Source organism: Ruegeria sp. HKCCD6157 (assembly GCF_013110685.1).
Lineage (GTDB): Bacteria > Pseudomonadota > Alphaproteobacteria > Rhodobacterales > Rhodobacteraceae > Ruegeria.
Genome location: NZ_WVRB01000002.1, coordinates 91,400 through 110,650, shown reverse-complemented (window position 1 = coordinate 110,650; position 19,251 = coordinate 91,400). Strand labels below are relative to the sequence as shown.

Annotated in this window: 19 protein-coding genes; 16 read left to right on the top strand and 3 right to left on the bottom strand. The window is 59.7% G+C overall.

The genetic code is table 11. The features are described from left to right. Positions 1–124 precede the first annotated feature (124 nt). The 10 genes from GS612_RS10655 to smpB all read left to right on the top strand — a co-directional run bounded on the left by GS612_RS10655 (position 125) and on the right by smpB (position 8,343). A complete protein-coding gene (locus tag GS612_RS10655; RefSeq protein WP_171640198.1) occupies positions 125–1,492 on the top strand; it encodes an MFS transporter in 1,368 nt (455 codons plus the stop codon). Continuing rightward, positions 1,489–2,352, top strand: coding sequence for a penicillin-insensitive murein endopeptidase (gene mepA / locus GS612_RS10650; RefSeq protein WP_171229975.1), 864 nt, complete (start codon positions 1,489–1,491; stop codon positions 2,350–2,352). Before GS612_RS10655 ends, mepA begins: the two co-directional genes overlap by 4 nt. After that, positions 2,325–3,209 carry an esterase-like activity of phytase family protein gene (locus GS612_RS10645; RefSeq protein WP_171640196.1) on the top strand — a complete coding sequence of 295 codons (885 nt, stop codon included), beginning with the start codon at positions 2,325–2,327 and terminating at the stop codon, positions 3,207–3,209. The genes mepA and GS612_RS10645 overlap by 28 nt, the downstream gene beginning before the upstream one ends. Before the next feature lie 91 nt (positions 3,210–3,300). Next, positions 3,301–3,948: a queuosine precursor transporter gene (locus GS612_RS10640; protein ID WP_171640194.1), complete on the top strand. Its 648-nt coding sequence runs from the start codon at positions 3,301–3,303 to the stop codon at positions 3,946–3,948. Between the two features lie 263 nt (positions 3,949–4,211). Beyond that, on the top strand, positions 4,212–4,631 hold the full coding sequence (arfB, locus tag GS612_RS10635) for an alternative ribosome rescue aminoacyl-tRNA hydrolase ArfB (protein ID WP_171640192.1): 420 nt from the start codon (positions 4,212–4,214) through the stop codon (positions 4,629–4,631). A gap of 60 nt (positions 4,632–4,691) precedes the next feature. Next, positions 4,692–5,438: an SDR family oxidoreductase gene (locus tag GS612_RS10630; RefSeq protein WP_171640190.1), complete on the top strand. Its 747-nt coding sequence runs from the start codon at positions 4,692–4,694 to the stop codon at positions 5,436–5,438. A gap of 82 nt (positions 5,439–5,520) precedes the next feature. After that, complete coding sequence (locus GS612_RS10625; protein ID WP_171640188.1) at positions 5,521–6,537, top strand: P1 family peptidase; 1,017 nt, start codon at positions 5,521–5,523, stop codon at positions 6,535–6,537. Between the two features lie 113 nt (positions 6,538–6,650). Continuing rightward, positions 6,651–7,064 (top strand): cytochrome c family protein, encoded by a 414-nt coding sequence (locus GS612_RS10620; RefSeq protein WP_171172089.1) that lies wholly within the window; start codon positions 6,651–6,653, stop codon positions 7,062–7,064. A gap of 201 nt (positions 7,065–7,265) precedes the next feature. Next, positions 7,266–7,808, top strand: a complete 543-nt coding sequence (idi, locus tag GS612_RS10615; RefSeq protein WP_171640186.1) for an isopentenyl-diphosphate Delta-isomerase — start codon at positions 7,266–7,268, stop codon at positions 7,806–7,808. 58 nt (positions 7,809–7,866) lie between these two features. Next, positions 7,867–8,343, top strand: a complete 477-nt coding sequence (gene smpB / locus GS612_RS10610; protein WP_152459447.1) for an SsrA-binding protein SmpB — start codon at positions 7,867–7,869, stop codon at positions 8,341–8,343. Here smpB and glpK read toward each other — a convergent pair. From glpK to panB, 3 genes are all read right to left on the bottom strand, one after another. Continuing rightward, the gene (gene glpK, locus GS612_RS10605; RefSeq protein WP_171640183.1) at positions 8,340–9,818 is read right to left on the bottom strand and encodes a glycerol kinase GlpK; all 1,479 of its coding nucleotides are present in this window, start codon (positions 9,816–9,818) and stop codon (positions 8,340–8,342) included. The genes smpB and glpK overlap by 4 nt on opposite strands. 69 nt (positions 9,819–9,887) lie before the next feature. Beyond that, a complete protein-coding gene (gene panC / locus GS612_RS10600; protein ID WP_171640181.1) occupies positions 9,888–10,739 on the bottom strand; it encodes a pantoate--beta-alanine ligase in 852 nt (283 codons plus the stop codon). After that, positions 10,736–11,575: a 3-methyl-2-oxobutanoate hydroxymethyltransferase gene (panB, locus tag GS612_RS10595; RefSeq protein ID WP_171229967.1), complete on the bottom strand. Its 840-nt coding sequence runs from the start codon at positions 11,573–11,575 to the stop codon at positions 10,736–10,738. Before panB ends, panC begins: the two co-directional genes overlap by 4 nt. A 169-nt stretch (positions 11,576–11,744) precedes the next feature. On the opposite strand from panB, the gene GS612_RS10590 reads away from it, so the two are divergent. The 6 genes from GS612_RS10590 to GS612_RS10565 all read left to right on the top strand — a co-directional run bounded on the left by GS612_RS10590 (position 11,745) and on the right by GS612_RS10565 (position 19,247). Continuing rightward, complete coding sequence (locus GS612_RS10590) at positions 11,745–13,232, top strand: ABC transporter substrate-binding protein (protein ID WP_171640179.1); 1,488 nt, start codon at positions 11,745–11,747, stop codon at positions 13,230–13,232. A 110-nt stretch (positions 13,233–13,342) separates the two neighbouring features. Further along, positions 13,343–14,365 (top strand): hypothetical protein, encoded by a 1,023-nt coding sequence (locus GS612_RS10585; protein WP_371809332.1) that lies wholly within the window; start codon positions 13,343–13,345, stop codon positions 14,363–14,365. Positions 14,366–14,405: 40 nt separating this feature from the next. Further along, on the top strand, positions 14,406–15,353 hold the full coding sequence (locus GS612_RS10580; protein WP_171117079.1) for an ABC transporter permease: 948 nt from the start codon (positions 14,406–14,408) through the stop codon (positions 15,351–15,353). Further along, positions 15,350–16,165, top strand: coding sequence for an ABC transporter permease (locus GS612_RS10575; RefSeq protein WP_171640175.1), 816 nt, complete (start codon positions 15,350–15,352; stop codon positions 16,163–16,165). The genes GS612_RS10580 and GS612_RS10575 overlap by 4 nt, the downstream gene beginning before the upstream one ends. Then, positions 16,162–17,760 carry an ABC transporter ATP-binding protein gene (locus GS612_RS10570; RefSeq protein WP_171640173.1) on the top strand — a complete coding sequence of 533 codons (1,599 nt, stop codon included), beginning with the start codon at positions 16,162–16,164 and terminating at the stop codon, positions 17,758–17,760. Before GS612_RS10575 ends, GS612_RS10570 begins: the two co-directional genes overlap by 4 nt. Before the next feature lie 35 nt (positions 17,761–17,795). Continuing rightward, on the top strand, positions 17,796–19,247 hold the full coding sequence (locus tag GS612_RS10565) for an aldehyde dehydrogenase family protein (RefSeq protein ID WP_171640170.1): 1,452 nt from the start codon (positions 17,796–17,798) through the stop codon (positions 19,245–19,247). The last annotated feature ends 4 nt before the right edge of the window (positions 19,248–19,251 follow it).

The following is a 19,251-nucleotide window of genomic DNA, read 5'->3' as shown; positions in this document are numbered from 1 at the left end:
TCTCCGTATTCTTGTTGGCCGAGACCTAAGCACCATAGCGACAAAGAGCAAGTGTCTGGCACTCAACGCTTGCGATTTGAATTAAAGCCCAGTCATATAATCGCAACGATAAACAGGGGCAGAGATGGCAGAAATATCCAAGCGCAGGCGCATCTGGGGCTGGTGGTTCTTTGACTGGGCCAGCCAGCCCTATCACACCCTTCTGGTCACCTTTGTCTTTGGCCCCTACTTCGCAGGCGTCGCCGCCGGGTATTTCACCACTGAAGGGCTGGATGCGCAGGCGGCTGCGGCGCGCGCGCAGACTGTTTGGGCGAACTGTCTGACGATCACCGGGTTGATCATCGCTTTTGGTGCGCCGCTGCTGGGGGCGATGGCGGATGTCTCGGGGCGGCGCATCCCGTGGATATTTGCCTTTTCGGTCATGTATGCGGTCGGGTCTGCGGCACTTTGGTACACGATGCCCGATGGCTCGAACATGTGGCTGATGCTGTCGGCTTTTGGTTTCGGCTTCGTCGGCGCGGAATATGCGCTGATCTTCATCAACTCGCAGCTACCCGATCTGGGTGATGACAGCGAAGTGGGAGAGATCTCGGGCTCTGGCTTTGCCTTTGGCTATTTTGGAGGGCTGATTTCGCTGGCGATCATGCTGGCGCTGTTTGTGGAACAGCCAAACGGCAAAACCCTGATCGGGATGGTGCCCGCCTTTGGTCTGGATGCCGCCACCCGGGAAGGCACGCGTTTTGTCGGCCCCTTTACGGCAATCTGGTTCATTCTGTTCATGGTGCCGTACTTCCTGTGGGTCCGCGATGATGCGGCGACAGAAAGGAAAGGAAGCGTGGGTGAGGCGCTGCGCCTGTTGTCGAAATCAGTGTCTAACTTGCGCTATCGCGTTAGTCTGGCCAGTTATCTCGGTTCGTCCATGTTCTATCGCGACGCACTGAACGGGCTGTACAGTTTTGGTGGTGTCTATGCGCGGCTGGTGTTGGAATGGGATCTGATCAAGATCGGAGTATTCGGGATCGTCAGCGTTCTCGCTTCGGCCGTTTTTGCGTGGATCGGGGGGAAGGCAGACAAGAAATACGGCCCGAAACCAGTGATATTGGTGGCGATCTGGGTATTGATTTTTGTCTGCGTCACAGTGGTGTCGATGGACCGGACGCAGATCTACGGCATCGGCCTGCCTGACGGATCCAACCTGCCTGACCTGGTCTTCTTTGGCTGTGGTGTGCTGATCGGTGGCATGGGAGGCATTCTGCAATCGGCCAGCCGTTCGATGATGGTGCGCCACACCGACCCCGAAACCCCGGTCGAAAGCTTTGGTCTTTATGGTCTGTCGGGGCGCGCGACCGCTTTTGCGGCCCCGTTGTTGATCGGGATTGCAACAACCGCGACCGGCAGTGCGCGTCTGGGGGTGTCACCAATCATTCTGTTGTTTATTCTGGGTCTATTCCTGATGCGCTGGGTCAGACCTGAAGGGGATCAGAGCAGATGATTTTACTACGTTTTTTGGCACTACTGGTAATAACCGCGCTGGCGCATACGGCATCGGCGCAGCCCTTGGCAAAGCAGTTGTTCGGGGCACAGAAGGTAAGCTCGCAACAAAAAGCGGCTGCGTTCGGCAGTTATTCGCGCGGATGTGCGGCCGGATCGGTGCAATTGCCGGAAACCGGTCCAACATGGCAGGCAATGCGGCTGTCGCGCAATCGCAACTGGGGGCACCCCGAAGCGATCGATTACGTGCAGGACCTCAGCCGGTTCGCGGCGAAACAGCCGGGTTGGAACGGTCTCTATATCGGGGATATCAGCCAGCCGCGGGGCGGGCCAATGACTTCGGGCCACCGCTCGCACCAGCTGGGGTTGGATATCGATATCTGGATGCTTCCGGGTGACAACATGCGCCTGTCGCGCAAGGCGCGCGAGAATATTTCGTCCATATCGCTGCGCCGCTCGAACGGTGCCTACGTCAACAGCAACTGGACCAAACAGCACCACGCGGTGCTGCGCGAAGCCGCCAAGGACAAGCGCGTGGCACGTATCTTCGTGTTCCCCGGGGCGAAGGTTCAGATGTGCAACGATGAAAAAGGCAACCGGGCCTACCTGCGCAAGATCAGGCCCTGGTGGGGGCATCACTACCACTTCCATGTGCGCCTGAAATGCCCAAGAGGATCAAAGGGATGCGTCAACCAGGATGCACCACCCAAGGGCGATGGCTGTGCCGAGGCGCAACAATGGGTGCGTAACATCCTGAACCCGCCGCCGCCAGACCCGAACGCGCCGGCGCCCAAGAAACGCCGGGAATATGTGCTGGCCGATTTGCCGAAACAATGCGCCTCAGTCTTGCAATCCAAGTAAGTGCGGCACTGTTTCTGGCCACGGCGGCCCCCGGAGTGGATGTAAAAACCGCCACACATCAAAGCAGTTTTGCATGGCGTGACAAGGCGGATTGGTTCGGTGGATTCTCGGCGCTGCACATTTCGGACAATGGGCAGCAGATGATGGCGCTGAGCGACCGGGCACGGTTGGTGACGGCGCGCATTGACCGTCTTGATGGCGAGATCACCGGCATTCGCATTCTGGGGCAATGGCCGGTTCTGTCCAGCAACGGGCATCGCATGTCCGGCGGCGTTGGCGATTCCGAAGGGATTGCGGCGGCCCCTGACGGTGGGTTCTATATCTCATTCGAAGGGGTGCACCGCGTCGCCCATTATCCCGCACCGGGCACGAAGGCGCGTGTATTGCCACGCCCGCGGGCATTTCAGCATCTCGCCGACAACGGGTCCTTTGAAGGTCTGGCCATCGACAGGCGCGGGCGGCTGTATACGCTGCCGGAAACGAACCGCACCTCGGGCGGAGATATTCCCGTCTATCGCTGGAATGGCCAAGCCTGGTCGACCCCATTTGTTCTGCCCCAGCGTGGTTGGTTCAAACCGGTTGCCGCTGATTTCGGTCCTGATGGGCGGTTCTACGTGTTGGAGCGAAACCTCTCGGCAATCGGCTTTCGCTCGCGCCTGCGGCGATGGGATCTGACAGGCGACGTGCCAAACGCCGAGGAAACCCTGTTCGAAACCGGAACCGGCGCCCATGACAACCTCGAAGGCTTGTCGATCTGGCGGGATGATCAGGGACGTTTGCGGGCCACGATGATCTCGGATGACAACTTTCTGGCACTGCAACGGACCGAGTTGGTCGAGTATCTGCTGCCCGATTGACACGCGGCAGATGAAGGTCTAAACGCACAGCTTGCCTTGGGACGGTCCCTTGGCCAAGTCGCCGCTACCTTGTCAAAACGGGCATCAAAAAATGCAACGCAACTATATTCCCGGCATTCTTGCCATGGCCGCCATCGTCGTGGCCTCGAACATCCTGGTCCAGTTCCTGATCTTTGATGGTCTGTTGACCTGGGGTGCCTTCACCTATCCGCTGGCCTTTCTCGTCACTGACATCATGAACCGCGTCTACGGTGTGGGCCCGGCCCGCAAGGTTGTCTTCGCGGGCTTCGTCACCGGGGTGATCTGCTCGCTGATCGGCAGCCAGATCATGCTTCAGGGCGACGGGTTCACCTATGCCGCCGTGCCGCTGCGCATCGCCGTCGCCTCGGGCACTGCGTTCCTGATCGCGCAACTGACCGACGTCACCGTGTTCAACGCCATGCGCGGCGGTCAATGGTGGCGTGCGCCGCTGGTCTCGACCCTGGTAGGTTCAGCGCTGGATACCGCGATCTTCTTCACCATCGCCTTCTCGGCCTCGGTCACCTTTTTTGGTGCCGATGCAGATGCGGCCATCAATTGGGCGTGGGAGCCCGTGCCCTTCATGCTGTCGGGCCCCGAGGCGCCCCTGTGGGTGACGCTGGCCTTTGCCGACTGGTTGGTGAAACTGTCGCTGGCCCTGATCGCGCTGATCCCGTTCAAGGTGATCGTTGCGCGACTGACCGCTGCACAGCCTGCGTAAAAAAGTGCTTTGAGAATGGCGCATCTTGTGTCACGCTTCTTTTCAACCGCAACAGATAGAAAAGGAGGTGATCCAGTGTCGAGAAAGAGATTGGAGAGAGGTGTCGGAACAACCGGGGGGACCGCCTGCTAGGGCAGCCCTTGGCCGAGCGTGCGCTCCGGCTGGTCGATTGATCTAACCGACCCGACCTCCTGAACTTTCGAAGGGCCGTCCCACCGGGGCGGCCCTTTCTGTTTTTAACCGCTCCAGCTATGGTCTTGTCCATGTTGCGCATCTCTGACGATATCACTCTGCAAGACTGGGAAATGACCGAGAGCTTCATGCGTTCCTCCGGACCTGGCGGGCAGAACGTGAACAAGGTCTCGACCGCCGTTGAACTGAGGTTCGAAGCCGCGCGCTCACCCTCGCTGCCCGATCCGGTCAAGGCGCGGCTGAAACGGCTGGCCGGGCGCCGCTGGACCAAGGATGGCGCGATCATCATTCAATGCGAAGAAACACGTTCCCAAGCCCGCAACAGGGAAATTGCGCGAACAAGGCTGGCCGAGCTGATCGGCAAGGCGCTGATCAAACCCAAGCGGCGCATCGCGACGAAACCCACCTATGGTTCGGTCAAACGCAGGCTTGCGGCGAAAAAGGCGCGGGGCGACGTCAAGGCGCTGCGCGGCAAGGTGTCCGAAGATTGATCTGGCATCTCGTCCGGGCGTTGATAGTCTGGCCTTCAAAAGGTGCAGGAGAGTAACGCCATGAGGCTGGAGGGAAAAACCGCAATCGTCACTGGCGGTGCATCCGGGTTTGGTGCGGGGATCGTAAGGAAGTTCCTGGCCGAAGGTGCGCGCGTCATGATCGCTGACATCAATGGCGATGCTGCACATGAACTCGCAACCCAGCTTGGGTCCGAGGCGGTGGCTCAGCAGGTCGATGTAGGCAAGGGCGCCTCGGTTCAGAAGATGGCGGATGCGGCTTTCTCAACCTTCGGTCATCTGGACATCCTTGTGAACAATGCCGGTGTGACCCACCTGCCAACGCCGCTGGAGGAGGTCAGCGAAGCGGATTTCGACCGTGTTTTCAACGTGAACATGAAATCCGTCTATCTGACCGCTCGCGCATTGGTTCCACCCATGAAGGCGCGCGGGGCGGGTTCAGTACTGAACGTTGCTTCAACCGCAGGCCTGTCGCCGCGCCCGAACCTGAACTGGTACAACGCTTCCAAGGGCTGGATGATCACTGCAACCAAAACGATGGCGGTCGAGCTCGCCCCGTCCGGCGTGCGGGTGAACGCGATCTGCCCGGTCGCCGGGGAAACGCCGCTATTGAAATCCTTCATGGGCGAGGATACGCCCGAAATCCGTGCCAAATTCCTGTCGACCATCCCGTTGGGCCGGTTTTCAACCCCCGAAGATATGGCCAATGCCGCCTGTTTCCTGTGTTCGGACGAGGCCAGCATGATCACCGGCGCCGCGCTCGAGGTGGACGGAGGCCGATGCATCTGATCCGTTCTTCATCTGGCCAAAAATATCCCCGCCGGAGGCAGCGCGCGCCAGCGCGCTTTCCCGCTCAACCGCCGAGGCTTGCATGATCCCCGGACCCAGAAACCTGATCACGGATGTCCCCGGCCTGAAGGTCGGCAACGCACAGGACGCAACTTTGAAATCAGGCGTCACCGTCCTGACCGGCGCGCAACCACTCCGAGCCTCGGTGCACGTGATGGGTGGCGCTCCCGGCACGCGCGAGACAGATTTGCTGGCCGCCGACAAGACCGTTGAACAGGTGGATGCGATCGTGCTTTCGGGCGGGTCGGCCTTCGGGCTAGATGCCTGTTCGGGCGTCATGGACGCGCTGCATGCCCTGGGCCGCGGGTTTCAGGTGGGTTCCGCCGTGGTGCCGATCGTGCCTGGGGCAATCCTGTTCGACCTGCTGAATGGCGGCGACAAGGCGTGGCACGAGAATCCCTATCGCGCCTTGGGCCGTGCGGCGTTCGGATCCGCGTCGGACCGGTTCGAACTCGGAACTGCAGGTGCAGGAACCGGGGCTTTGACCGCGATGCACAAAGGCGGGTTGGGTTCGGCCTCGGTTGTTTTGGACAGTGGTGTTACCGTTGGCGCATTGGTTGCGGTCAATCCGCTGGGCAGTGTCACCACGCCGGGTGACAGGCATTTCTGGGCAGCCCCCTTTGAAGTGGGCGGCGAATTCGGTGGGTTGGGGCCTGATTCCAATGCCGGACTTGGCCAACCAACGGTCAGTCGCAAAGCGCAGGTGATGCAGTCCGCGAACCCGGACAAAGCCAATACCACGATTGCCATCGTTGCGACGGATGCGGCCCTGACCAAACCGCAATGTCAGAGACTGGCCGTTGCCGCCCATGACGGTATTGCCCGCGCCATTGTACCCGCCCACACGCCGGGGGATGGTGATCTGGTATTCGGGGTCAGCACGGGCGCTCGGGGTGTCGCCACCGACACCGAACCAGGTGTCATCGGGCATGCGGCCTCGCTGTGCCTGGCGCGAGCTATTGCGCGCGCCGTGTATCTGGCGACTCCGGCCGCGGGCGATCTGTTGCCTTGCTGGTCCGAGGTACATGACAAAAGTTAAGGACATCCTATTTGTCGCAGTGGCACATTAAGCGCGCGCGGCAATCTGCGCGTTGACTCTTTTTTGCGCCGACGGTCCATTCGGTGCAGCCAATTTCTATCGGAGCAAAAGCTATGAATCGCATCCTCGCTACCGCAATCGTCGGCCTTCTGGCCCTTCCTGCTTATGCTGAAGGCGACGCTGAGGCGGGCAAGAAAACCTTCAACAAATGCAAGTCCTGCCACATGATCGCCGACCCGGCAGGCGAAGTGATCGTCAAAGGTGGCAAGACCGGCCCCAACCTCTATGGAATCGCGGGCCGCACCGCCGGTACCGTTGAGGGTTTCAAATACGGAGACAGCATCGTTGCCGCCGGTGAGAAAGGTCTGGTCTGGGACGAAACTACTTTCGTCGAGTATGCTCAGGACCCCAAGGCATTTTTGAAAACCTATCTGGATGACACATCCGCCAAATCGAAAATGACCTTCAAGCTGAAAAAGGGTGCCGAAGACGTCTATGCCTATATCGCAAGCGTGTCGGGTGAATAACACCTGATACTGTGCACCACTGCACAAGGACCAAAGGCCGCAGCCCCTGCGGCCTTTGGTGCGATTGATAACAATGTGGAACAGCGACACTTTGAAGTCAGACGGCGGATTGCCAAGCAACGCCGCAAAGCCAAGCCGGTCCGGCACCAGCTATAATCAAAATCAGGGCTCGTCAGGCGGATTGGCAGCAGGAGAGGACAGATGGGTATCATGATCCCAGCTTGGGTCGATGGTGAGTTGACCCCTGTAGACAAGCTTGAAGTTCACGAGAAGGGGCTCAGGCACAAGGCTGTGTCGGTTTTTGTCGTACGGGGCACCGAGATCCTGTTGCAGCGCCGGGCGCTGGGAAAATACCACACGCCCGGCCTTTGGGCGAACACCTGCTGCACGCATCCCGATTGGGACGAAAGCTCGTCCACCTGTGCCGTGCGCCGCCTGCGTGAAGAGCTTGGGATCACAGGTCTGTATCCCGAATACCGACACCGGCTGGAATATCACGCCGATGTCGGCAACAGCATGGTGGAAAACGAGGTTGTCGACGTCTTTCTGGCCCATGTCCGCGGCCCGCTGAAAATCGCGCCCAACCCGGATGAAGTCATGGATATCCGTTGGATCGACTATCACGATCTGTTGGCCGAGGTGAAACGCCACCCGGACCGGTTTACGCCCTGGTTGAAGATTTATCTTCACAACCACGCGGACACGATTTTTGGCCCGGATCTGATCATTTCTGCCAAATCATGACCGCGGCTGGAAATCCGTGCCTTGCAAGGGCGGCGCAAGCCGCCTAAATCAACGCGTCATGGCCAAGCAGAAGACAGACCCGAATTACAAAGTGATCGCCGAAAACCGGCGCGCCCGCTTCGATTATGCCATCGAGGACGACATCGAATGCGGTATCGTTCTGCAAGGATCCGAGGTCAAATCCCTGCGCGCGGGTGGCTCCAACATCGCGGAAAGTTATGCCACCGTCGATGATGGCGAGCTCTGGCTGGTCAACAGCTATATCGCGCCATACGAGCAGGCCAAAGTGTTCAAGCACGAAGAACGCCGCCGTCGCAAGCTGTTAGTGTCCCGCAAACAGATGTCCGATTTGTGGAATGCAACCCAGCGCAAGGGCATGACGCTGGTGCCGTTGGTTTTGTATTTCAACCACAAGGGGTTGGCCAAGATCAAGATCGGCATCGCCAAGGGTAAGAAAACCCATGACAAGCGCGAAACCCAGGCCAAGCGCGATTGGTCACGGCAGAAACAGCGTTTGTTGAAAGACCACAGCTAGAACGCCATCGCAGCCTGTACCGCGCGTTGCCAACGCTCATAAGCCGCATCGCGTTCGGCTTGTTCCTGCGTTGGTTCGAACCGGCGGTCCAGCGCCCATGTTTCCGCAAACCCGGCCTGATCCGGATAAATTCCGGCTTTCATGCCTGCCAGCCATGCGGCGCCCAGGGCTGTCGTCTCTTGCATGACAGGGCGGTCCACAGGCGCGCCAAGACAGTTCGACAGGCCTTGCATGGTCCAGTCAGACGCGGCCATCCCGCCATCGACGCGCAGGATGACATCGGCATCGGCGCCCCAGTCGCCCTGCATGGCATGCCACAGGTCGCGGGTCTGGAAGGCGATGCTTTCCAGCGTGGCGCGGGCGATCTCGGCCCGTCCGGAATTGCGCGTCAGCCCGAACAGCGCTCCTCGACAGTCAGGCTTCCAATAAGGCGCTCCGAGGCCGGTGAAGGCGGGCACAAGCACCACATGCTGGTTCGGATCAGCCTGAGCCGCCAATTCGCCGCTTTGAGGCGCCGCATCAATGATCTGCAACGCGTCGCGCAGCCATTGCACTGCGGCCCCCGCGATAAAGATCGATCCCTCCAGCGCATAAGTCCGCCGGTCGTCCAGTTGATACGCGATCGTCGTCAGCAGGCGGTTTTTCGACTGAACCGGCTGCGCGCCGGTGTTCAGCAGCGCAAAGCAACCCGTGCCATAGGTTGATTTCATCATACCGGGCTGGAAACAGGCCTGCCCGATGGTGGCGGCTTGCTGGTCGCCTGCAACGCCCAGAATGGGAATGTCGCCCCCGAGCAAAGTGGTGGTTCCGAAATCCGCGGCGCAATCCTTCACTTCGGGCAAAAGGTTCAGGGGCACATCCAGCAGGTCGCAAATCTCGGCGCTCCACGTGCCCGAGTGAATATCGAACAGCAGAGTACGGGCGGCGTTGGTGGCATCGGTTGCATGAACACGGCCTTCGGTCAGCCGCCAGATCAGGAAACTGTCGATCGTGCCGAACAGCAGGTCTCTGGCTTCTGCGCGCTCGCGGGCGCCCGAAACGGTATCCAGCAGCCATTTGACCTTGGTGCCCGAGAAATAAGGATCCAGCAGCAGACCGGTCTGAGCTGTGACGTCATCCTCGCACCCGGCCTGTTTGTAGCGCGCGCAGATATCGGCGGTGCGGCGGTCTTGCCAGACGATGGCATTGTGGATGGCCTTGCCGGTCTGTTTGTCCCAGACGACCGTCGTTTCGCGCTGGTTGGTGATGCCGATACCGGCAATCTGATCCGCTGAAACACCGGTGGTTTCCATCACCTCGCGGCACACGTGCAGAACGCTGGACCAGATATCCTCGGGGTCGTGTTCAACCCAGCCTTCCTGCGGAAAGTGCTGTGGAAACTCCTGCTGGGCGGTGCCAACAGGCCGCATCTGCGCGTCAAACAGAATTGCGCGCGAGGATGTGGTGCCTTGATCGATTGCCAGAATATGGGTCATTTCCGCTCTCCCCCGGTATCGTTTTGCCGGACTTTAGCGCAAACAATGGCGAAGGGGCCAGTGCAGAAATCAGGCCGGATTGACAGGGATATTGTCGATCAGGCGGACACCGTCGGCCCAGGCTGTGACGAACAGGCGGGCGGGTCGACTTGCGCTGGACAGGCTTTCCAGCGTCTCGGCACAGCGCAGGTCGACATACTCGACTTCGGTGAACCCGACCTTCAGCAGGATTTCCCTGGCATCCTGCGCCGGCACGGCAAAGTCTGCGCCCTTGGCCAAATCGTCCGCCACCTGCCGCATGACGCCGTTCATTTGCTCTGCGATCTTCAACCCTTGGGGGGAAAGAAGAAGATTGCGCGACGACATCGCCAGGCCCGAAGGTTCTCGGACGGTCGGGCAGCCGATCACCTCGATCGGGATGTTCAGATCGCGCGCCATCCGGCGGACAACCAGCAGCTGTTGATAGTCTTTTTCCCCGAAATAGGCTCGATCCGCCTGTGTTTGCAGGAACAGTTTGGCGACCACCGTGGCCACGCCTTCGAAATGTCCGGGGCGGAAAGGTCCTTCCATCACGTCGGTCAGACCGGCAACCGATACCGTCGTCGAAAAACCTTCCGGATAGATTTCCTGCGGGTCCGGCACATAGATCGCATCCACGCCATACGGGGCCAGCTTTTGGGAGTCTTCATGTTCGGTGCGGGGGTAATTTGCCAAGTCTTCGGGATTGTTGAACTGCTTGGGATTCACAAAAATCGTCACGATCACCCGGTCGCAGCCCTGTTTCGCAGCCTGCGCCAGTGACAAATGCCCCTCGTGCAGCGCACCCATGGTCGGAACCACGCCGATCACCTCACCGTTTCGGCGCCATGTAGTGGTGTTGGCATGCAGCTCGGCCAGAGAGCGCAGAATCGGTGCGGTCATGTATTTTGTCCTTTGGCCGGAGCCTGATCGGCAAAGACATGTTCGTCCGCCGGGAAGGTCCGCGCGCGGACTTCGGCCGCGTATTCCGCGATGGCCGCTTCGGCCAACGGACCAAGCTCGGCATAGCGTTTGACGAATTTGGGTTTGAAGGCGGTGAAAAAGCCCACCATGTCGTCCACGACCAAAATCTGCCCGTCACAGCCCGCAGATGCACCGATGCCGATGGTCGGGATTGCAATCTCTTCGGTGATCTGGTTCGCCAGACCTTGGGGCACTTTCTCCAGAACGACCGAGAACGCGCCAGCCTCGGTCACGGCGCGGGCATCCGCCATGACGGCTTCAGCCTGCTCGTCACGGCCCTGCACCTTGTAGCCGCCCAGCGTGTTGATCGACTGCGGCGTCAGTCCGATATGAGCCATCACCGGGATGCCTCGTTTCACCAGAAAGCGAATGGTTTCAGCCATCTCCACACCGCCTTCCAGTTTGACCGCGCCTGCATTTGTGTGCGCCATCAGGCGTGCGGCATTGCGAAAGGCCTGTGCCGGGCTTTCCTCATAGCTTCCGAAAGGCATGTCGATGACCATCATCGCACTTTCCAGGCCGCGTGATACGGCCTGACCATGCAGGATCATCATCTCCATCGTGACCCCCAGCGTGGATTCCAGCCCGTGCAGCACCATGCCGACGCTGTCACCGACCAGCACGAAATCGCAATGGGCGTCCATCAGGCGCGCCATTGGCGTGGTATAGGCGGTCAAAGAGACCAGAGGTTCGCCGCCTTTTCGGGCGCGAATGTCCTCGGCGTTCGGGGCTTTCTTGCGGGCGGTGGCGCTCATGGATCGCTCCTGCAGTATTATGTTGCAGTGCGGCATAGCAGATCGGGAGGGGCCGAAGAAACCCCGGTTGCGCGAACATTCCCTTGATTGACCTGAGGTTTACAGGAAGACTGTCAGTAAAATGGCCCTGAAAACAAGGGCACAACCTGTTTCAGTAGGGAGAGTTCACATGACAAAATTCCTGTTCCGGACATTTGCATCGACCCTGGCCGTAGGGGCCAGCCTGCTTGCCACGCAGGTTTTGGCCAAGTCGGACATCACCATTGCGATGCAGCTTGAGCCTCCGCATCTGGACCCGACAAGCGCCGCGGCGCAAGCCATCGACTCGGTGGTTTACACCAATATCTTCGAAGGCCTGACACGTTTCATGGGCGACGGCTCGGTCGTGCCCGGATTGGCGGAAAGCTGGGAGATTTCCGAAGACGGGACGGTCTATACCTTTAACCTGCATGACGGGGTGACCTTCCATGATGGCACCAACATGGACGCCGAGGATGTCAAATTCAGCCTTGACCGCGCAACCGCGGAAGACAGCGCCAACGCGCAGAAGGCCCTGTTTGCCGGTATCGAAACCGTCGAGGTCGTCGACCCGCTGACGGTGAAAGTCACCCTGTCAGAACCGAACGGAAATTTCCTGTTCAACCTGGCCTGGGGGGACGCAGTCATCGTCGCGCCTGAGAGCATTGAAAACATCAAGACCAATCCAGTTGGTACCGGTGCCTATACCTTTGGAAACTGGGTGCAGGGCGACAGTATCACGCTGAACCGAAACCCCGATTACTGGGGCGAACAGCCCGCATTAGAGACTGCTACGTTCAAGTTCATCTCGGACCCGACCGCCGCTTTTGCCGCCATGATGGCAGAGGATGTCGACGTGTTTGACAACTTCCCGGCGCCGGAAAACCTGCCCCAGTTCGAGGCCGACCCGCGCTTTCAGGTCCTTGTGGGGTCGACCGAAGGTGAGACGATCCTGTCCACCAACAACAAGCAGCCTCCGTTTGATGATATCCTTGTTCGTCAGGCATTGGCCCATGCCATTGACCGGCAGGCGATCATCGACGGCGCAATGTTTGGCTATGGCACGCCGATCGGAACCCACTTTGCGCCGCACAATCCGGCTTACGTCGATCTGACCGCGCAATCCGCTTACGACCCCGAAAAAGCCAGACAGTTGCTGGCAGAGGCGGGATTCGAAAATGGGTTCGAGACGACATTGCATTTGCCTCCGCCGTCTTACGCCCGTCGTGGGGGCGAAATCATAGCGGCGCAGCTGGCCGAGGTCGGCATCACGGCCGAGATCATCAATGTGGAATGGGCCCAATGGCTGGAATCCGTGTTCAAGGGCAAGGAATTCGGTCTGACCATCGTCAGCCATACCGAGCCTATGGATATCGGTATTTATGCGCGGCCTGATTATTACTTTCAGTATGACAGCACGGATTTTCAGGCGCTGATGGACACTCTGAACACCACCACCGACCCCGAAGAACGCACCCGTTTGCTGGGTGAGGCGCAGCGCCTGATCGCAAGCGACTATGTCAATGGCTACCTGTTCCAGTTGGCCAAACTGGGCGTTGCGAAAGTCGGCGTTCAGGGCCTTTGGGAGAACGCGCCCACCGCTGCAATCGATCTGACTCAGATCAGCTGGTCCGAGTAATGTTACAGCCCGGGCCGCGCCGGGCGGCCCGGGCCTTCCATTGTGTCAGGGTGTTCTCAAGTATGTTCTTGCTCCGTGCCATTCCCGTCTTGGTTTTAGGTTTTTTCCTGGTGTTCGGTTCTTCTGTCGCGGCCACGGCGCAGAATGTGTTGGGGGGCCGGCTGGATGCCCTGCCCGGAACGCCCGAGAATCCGTTGAACGTTGGGATTGGCATTCGCATCGACCAGATCACCGGTGTTGATCAAAAGGCTGAAAACTATGGCGCGGTTGTGGTCTTGCGGGTGGAATGGACCGATCCGGCGCTGGCGTTTGATCCCGAGGAACTGGGGAGGGATATCAGGGTCTTCAACCCGCCCGACCTTGCCAATCATGCGGCAAGTATCGGGTCCGTTCTGCCGGCTTTTGTCATTCACAATCAGCAGTCCAACAAGTGGATCCACGAATCCGCTGCATCCCTGCGTTACGACGGACGGGTGCTGTATGTCGAAAAATCGTCTCTTACACTCCAGGCGCCTCATTTCGATTTCCGAAAATACCCGTTCGACACGCAGGAGTTTCATTTCGAGGTCGTTTCGGTCTTTCCCTCTGAATACGTAAATTACCATCCGTTGAACGAATTCTCTGGCCTCGGAGATCAGTTGGGCGAAGAAGAATGGATTCTGAACAATGCACGGTTGGAAACATCCAGGGTCTTGGGTCTATCCGGCAAAGAAAGCGATCAGGTCGCGCTTGTTTTTGAGGGCAATCGACACCTGACCTATTACGTCATTCGGGTTTTCCTGCCGATGCTTGTCTTGATATCGGTCGGCTGGGCGCTGTTTTTTCTGGATGAATACCGCCGGAGGATCGAGATTGCGGGCGGCAACCTGTTGGTCTTCGTCGCGTTCAACTGGGCAATATCCGCAGATCTGCCCAAGCTGGGTTATCTGACTTTTCTGGATTTTGTCCTTCAGTGCATGTTCCTGATGACCGGCGCGCTGATCGTGTTCAACGTCGCGCTGCGACGATTGAAAGTGTCCGGCAAGGAGGGGGCGGCGCGCACTTTGGACAATTATGCGATCAAGTGGATCTATCCACTGGGCTATGCCGCGATCGTTGCCTATGCGGTTTCCGCTTTCCTTCTGGTGCCTTAGACGCTGGACCCGTGCCTGATGTGACCCTAACGTGGTGCCAATGCTCCGCTACGTCCTCAAACGACTGATTTCCTTGCTTGTCAGCCTGGCCGTCGCCTCGGTGGTCATCTTCGCCGTGATCGAGGTTGCCCCGGGTGATCCGGCTTCGTTCATGCTGGGCGTCAACGCGCAGGAGGACACGCTGGCGGCGCTGCGGGCCGAGCTGGGCCTCGATGGGTCAAAGATACAGCGCTATTTCCACTGGGTTGGCGGCATGCTGGTGGGCGATTTCGGCACGTCATACACCTATCGCACACCGGTGTCGCAGATGATCGCTGACCGGCTGTGGGTGTCGTTGCCCCTGGCGCTTTACGCGCTGACGCTGTCAACGTTGATCGCCTTTCCCGCCGGAATCTATGCCGCTGCGCGTCGGGGCAAACCGGGGGACCTTGCAGTGATGGGGGCGACGCAGCTTGGCATCGCAGTCCCGAACTTCTGGTTCGCGATGATGCTTGTGCTGATCTTCGCCATCAATCTGCGCTGGTTCAACGCGGGCGGGTTTGCCGGTTGGAACGACGGTCTGTGGGTCGGCCTGCATTCCCTGACCCTGCCTGCCGTGGCGCTTGCCCTGCCACAGGCGGCGATTCTGGCGCGCGTCATGCGGTCGGCCTTGCTGGACATTCTGGGTGAGGATTTCATGCGTACGGCTCGGGCCAAGGGTCTGTCCCGTCGTCAGGCCCTTTGGCGGCATGGGGTGCGAAATGCGCTGATTCCGGTGCTGACCATCATCGGCTTGCAGTTTTCCTTTCTGCTGGCGGGATCGATCATCATCGAACAGGTGTTCTATCTGCCGGGCCTCGGGCGGCTGGTGTTTCAGGCCATTTCTGCCCGAGACCTCATCGTCGTGGAATCGGTCGTGATGTTGCTGGTCTTTGCCGTGATAACGGTCAATTTCCTTGTCGATCTTGCTTATGCGGCCGTGGACCCACGACTGAGGAGCAGGACATGAACCGGAACCTGATCGCTGGGGCCTTGTTGTCGTCGCTGGTGGTTCTGGCCGCGTTGGTCTCGTTCATTTGGACCCCTTACGACCATGCCGCGCTGGACATTCCCAATAAATTGCAGCCACCAAACGGGCAGCATTGGTTTGGGACCGATCATTTCGGCCGCGACATGTTCTCGATGATCATGGTCGGTGCGCGTACGTCGATTGCGGTGGCGTTGGTGGCCGTCGGCATCGGCATGGCAATCGGCGTTCCTCTTGGCCTGGCAGCGGCCGCGCGCAAAGGCTCATGGCTGGATGAGGTCATCATGCGTGGCAATGATCTGGTCTTCGCTTTCCCCTCGCTGGTGATCGCCATCCTGATCACGGCCGTCTATGGCGCCGGAGCGATCAACGCCATTGTTGCGATCGGTATTTTCAACATCCCCGTCTTTGCCCGTATCACCCGCGGGGCTGCTTTGTCGCTTTGGGAGAGAGAGTTCATCCTCGCCGCCCGTGTGTCGGGCAAAGGGGCCGCGCGGATATCGGCTGAACATATTCTGCCCAACGTGGCCAATCTGCTGATCGTGCAGGGGACCATCCAGTTCAGCCTTGGCATTCTGGCCGAAGCGGGCCTGTCATATGTAGGTCTGGGCGCTCAACCTCCGACGCCCAGCTGGGGCCGGATGCTGGCAGACGCGCAGACGATGGTCAGTTTTGCCCCGCATTTGGCTCTGATTCCGGGTCTGTCGATCATCGTCACGGTGCTGGGTCTGAACGTGTTGGGCGACGGAATGCGGGACTGGCTGGATCCCCGGATCAGGGTGGCGCGGGCATGAGTTTGTTGCAGATTGAAAACCTGTCGCTGACGATCTACGGGAGACCGATTCTGAAACAGGTCAGCTTGTCGATCGACCCCGGCCAGATCGTGGCGGTGACGGGTGAAAGCGGCTCGGGCAAATCGATGACCGCATTGGCGGTGATGCAACTGCTGCCGCATGGGGCCAGCACGGAAGGTGCGATCTGGCTGGACGGTCAGGATCTGTTGACACGGTCAGAGCCCGATTTGTGCGCCTTGCGCGGCGCGTCCGTGGGGATGGTGTTTCAGGAACCGATGACAGCGCTCAATCCGGTGAAAACCATCGGTGATCAGGTAATGGAGACGATCCTGATCCACAAGGCGATGCCCCCGACCCAGGCCCGAACACGCGCCAAAGAGGTGTTGACCCGCGTCGGCCTGCCGCCTGATCGGTTCCCCCTTTCCCGCTATCCGCACGAACTGTCCGGCGGGCAACGGCAACGCGTGGTCATTGCCATGGCCATCGCTCTGCGCCCCAGGCTGCTGATCGCGGACGAGCCAACGACAGCGCTGGACGTCACGACACAGGCGCAGATTCTCGACCTGCTCAAGGGGCTGGTGCGCGAATACGACATGGGGCTGCTGATGATCACCCATGATCTGGCCGTTGTCTCTGATATGGCCGACCAGATCATCGTCATGCGCCACGGAGAAGTGGTTGAAAGCGGGGCCACACAGCACCTGCTGAGTCACATGCAACACCCTTATACCCGAATGCTGTTCGAGGCGTCTGGTCATCAGGTCACTTTGCCGGAATCCGCGCAACCGCAAACGTTGCTGGAGGTAACCCAGGTTGTCCGGGACTACCGATTGCCCCGAAAAGGCCTGTTGGACGCGCCGCGCCATCACCGGGCGGTGGATGGTGTCAGCTTCCGCCTCAACCGAGGCGAGCGGTTGGGGCTGGTCGGGGAATCCGGATGCGGAAAATCGACCCTGACACGGGCAATTTTGGGCTTGGAGGAGGTTCAGTCCGGTCAAATCCGGCTGGGTGGTCAGCCGGTATTCACCGGTCACAAACCCAACCTTGCCGTGCGTCGGAGGATGCAGGTTGTGTTTCAGGACCCATATGGCAGCTTCAACCCCCGCCACCGTGTCGCGCGCCTGATCACCGAGCCTTTCCACCTGCTGGACACCCCGCCCACTGGATCAGATCGACAGGATCGGATCTCGGAAATATTGACGGCCGTCGGCCTCAGCCCCGACGACGCGGGCAAGTACATCCACGAATTCTCGGGCGGGCAACGACAACGGATCGCCATTGCGCGCGCCCTGATCATCCGGCCCGATCTGATCCTGTTCGACGAGGCGGTTTCGGCGCTTGACGTTTCGGTCCGTGCTCAGATCCTCGATCTGCTCGCTGAACTGTGTGACGCCTATGACCTGACCTATCTGTTCATCAGCCATGACCTGAGCGTTGTCCGCACGATCACCGACCGTGTGCTTGTGATGCAGTCCGGGCGGATCGTCGAACAGGGTCAGACCAAGCAGGTGTTCGAAGATCCGCAACATCCCTATACGCAAACCCTGATTGCCGCTGCGCCCCGGTTGCCCGAGATAAGACCACTGACGGCGTAAAGTTCCCTGTTAGAGCCTGATAGGAGGCCCAAAAAATGACCCAGAAGATTTGGTTTGATCCCACCTTGTGCTTGATCGGCGGGCGCTGGATCCGGGCGGCTGCGGACGACAGCCTGCCCTTGATCAACCCTTCGGACGGGACCGAGATCTGCCGGATCGCCCGAGGGTCCGAGGCGGATATCGACGCGGCGGTACAAGCCGCCCGTTCTGCGTTGAATGGTGATTGGGGGCGAAAGGCGGCGTTGGAACGCGGCCGCATCCTGACCCGGCTGGGCCAGCTGGTGCTGGAACGGGTGGACGATCTGGCGCGGCTTGAGGCGATGGATGTCGGCAAACCGCTGACACAGGCCCGGGCAGACGCGGTCGCCCTGGCGCGCTATTGCGAGTTCTACGGCGGCGCGGCCGACAAGGTGATGGGCGAGACCATTCCCTATCTCGATGGCTACACCGTCTATACCCTGCGCGAACCGCATGGGGTGACGGGCCATATCGTGCCCTGGAACTACCCGATGCAGATTATCGGGCGTTCGGTCGGGGCGGCGTTGGCCATGGGCAACGCCTGTGTTCTGAAACCTGCGGAAGAGGCCTGTCTGACCGCGTTGGCCTTTGCCCATCTTGCGCAACAGGCCGGGCTGCCGGCCGGTGCTTTGAATGTCGTGCCCGGTCTGGGGGCCGAGGCGGGTGCGGCGCTGTCCGGACATTCGGGTGTAAACCACATCTCGTTCACCGGTTCAGTTGCCACAGGGGCCCTTGTGCAGCAGGCGGCGGGACGCAACGTGGTGCCCGTGACGCTGGAACTGGGCGGGAAATCCCCGCAATTGGTTTTTGACGATGCCGATCTGGATGCGGCGCTGCCGTTTCTGGTGAATGCGGGGATCCAAAATGCGGGCCAGACCTGTTCGGCCTCGTCCCGGATCCTGGTGCAGCGGGGCGTTTATGAGCAGGTCAGATCGCGCATGTCCCAGGCCTATGAAGAACTGACTGTCGGCCCGGCGATGCGGGATCTGCGGGTTGGGCCGTTGATCTCGGACCGGCAGAAACAGATTGTCAGGGGCTTTCTGAAAACCGCCACGGACCTGACGATCGCTGCGCAGGGACAGATTGTCGAAGACGCGCCAGAGACCGGAGCCTATGTCCGGCCCACTTTGTTCGCAGACGTGCCGCCAGATCATCAGTTGGCACAGGACGAAATTTTCGGCCCCGTCCAGGTTCTGATCCCGTTCGACACCGAAGAACAGGCCCTGACCATAGCGAATAGTACAGAGTACGGCCTTGTCGCCAGCGTCTGGACGCGGGATGGCGCGCGGCAGATGCGGTTGGCGAAAGCGCTGCACTCGGGTCAGGTTTTCATCAACAATTACGGTGCAGGCGGCGGTGTTGAACTGCCGTTTGGCGGGGTGGGAAAATCCGGCCATGGCCGCGAAAAAGGGTTCGAAGCTTTGTACGGCTTTTCACAGTTGAAGACAGTTGCCGCGTTTCACGGATAACACT

Excerpts from the sequence above, each read along its gene's own strand:
- GS612_RS10655 (WP_171640198.1), top strand. The coding sequence starts at position 125 with ATGGCAGAAATATCCAAGCGCAGGCGCATCTGGGGCTGGTGGTTCTTT.
- mepA (WP_171229975.1), top strand. The coding sequence starts at position 1,489 with ATGATTTTACTACGTTTTTTGGCACTACTGGTAATAACCGCGCTGGCG.
- GS612_RS10645 (WP_171640196.1), top strand. The coding sequence starts at position 2,325 with ATGCGCCTCAGTCTTGCAATCCAAGTAAGTGCGGCACTGTTTCTGGCC.
- GS612_RS10640 (WP_171640194.1), top strand. The coding sequence starts at position 3,301 with ATGCAACGCAACTATATTCCCGGCATTCTTGCCATGGCCGCCATCGTC.
- arfB (WP_171640192.1), top strand. The coding sequence starts at position 4,212 with ATGTTGCGCATCTCTGACGATATCACTCTGCAAGACTGGGAAATGACC.
- GS612_RS10630 (WP_171640190.1), top strand. The coding sequence starts at position 4,692 with ATGAGGCTGGAGGGAAAAACCGCAATCGTCACTGGCGGTGCATCCGGG.
- GS612_RS10625 (WP_171640188.1), top strand. The coding sequence starts at position 5,521 with ATGATCCCCGGACCCAGAAACCTGATCACGGATGTCCCCGGCCTGAAG.
- GS612_RS10620 (WP_171172089.1), top strand. The coding sequence starts at position 6,651 with ATGAATCGCATCCTCGCTACCGCAATCGTCGGCCTTCTGGCCCTTCCT.
- idi (WP_171640186.1), top strand. The coding sequence starts at position 7,266 with ATGGGTATCATGATCCCAGCTTGGGTCGATGGTGAGTTGACCCCTGTA.
- smpB (WP_152459447.1), top strand. The coding sequence starts at position 7,867 with ATGGCCAAGCAGAAGACAGACCCGAATTACAAAGTGATCGCCGAAAAC.
- glpK (WP_171640183.1), bottom strand. The coding sequence starts at position 9,818 with ATGACCCATATTCTGGCAATCGATCAAGGCACCACATCCTCGCGCGCA.
- panC (WP_171640181.1), bottom strand. The coding sequence starts at position 10,739 with ATGACCGCACCGATTCTGCGCTCTCTGGCCGAGCTGCATGCCAACACC.
- panB (WP_171229967.1), bottom strand. The coding sequence starts at position 11,575 with ATGAGCGCCACCGCCCGCAAGAAAGCCCCGAACGCCGAGGACATTCGC.
- GS612_RS10590 (WP_171640179.1), top strand. The coding sequence starts at position 11,745 with ATGACAAAATTCCTGTTCCGGACATTTGCATCGACCCTGGCCGTAGGG.
- GS612_RS10580 (WP_171117079.1), top strand. The coding sequence starts at position 14,406 with ATGCTCCGCTACGTCCTCAAACGACTGATTTCCTTGCTTGTCAGCCTG.
- GS612_RS10575 (WP_171640175.1), top strand. The coding sequence starts at position 15,350 with ATGAACCGGAACCTGATCGCTGGGGCCTTGTTGTCGTCGCTGGTGGTT.
- GS612_RS10570 (WP_171640173.1), top strand. The coding sequence starts at position 16,162 with ATGAGTTTGTTGCAGATTGAAAACCTGTCGCTGACGATCTACGGGAGA.
- GS612_RS10565 (WP_171640170.1), top strand. The coding sequence starts at position 17,796 with ATGACCCAGAAGATTTGGTTTGATCCCACCTTGTGCTTGATCGGCGGG.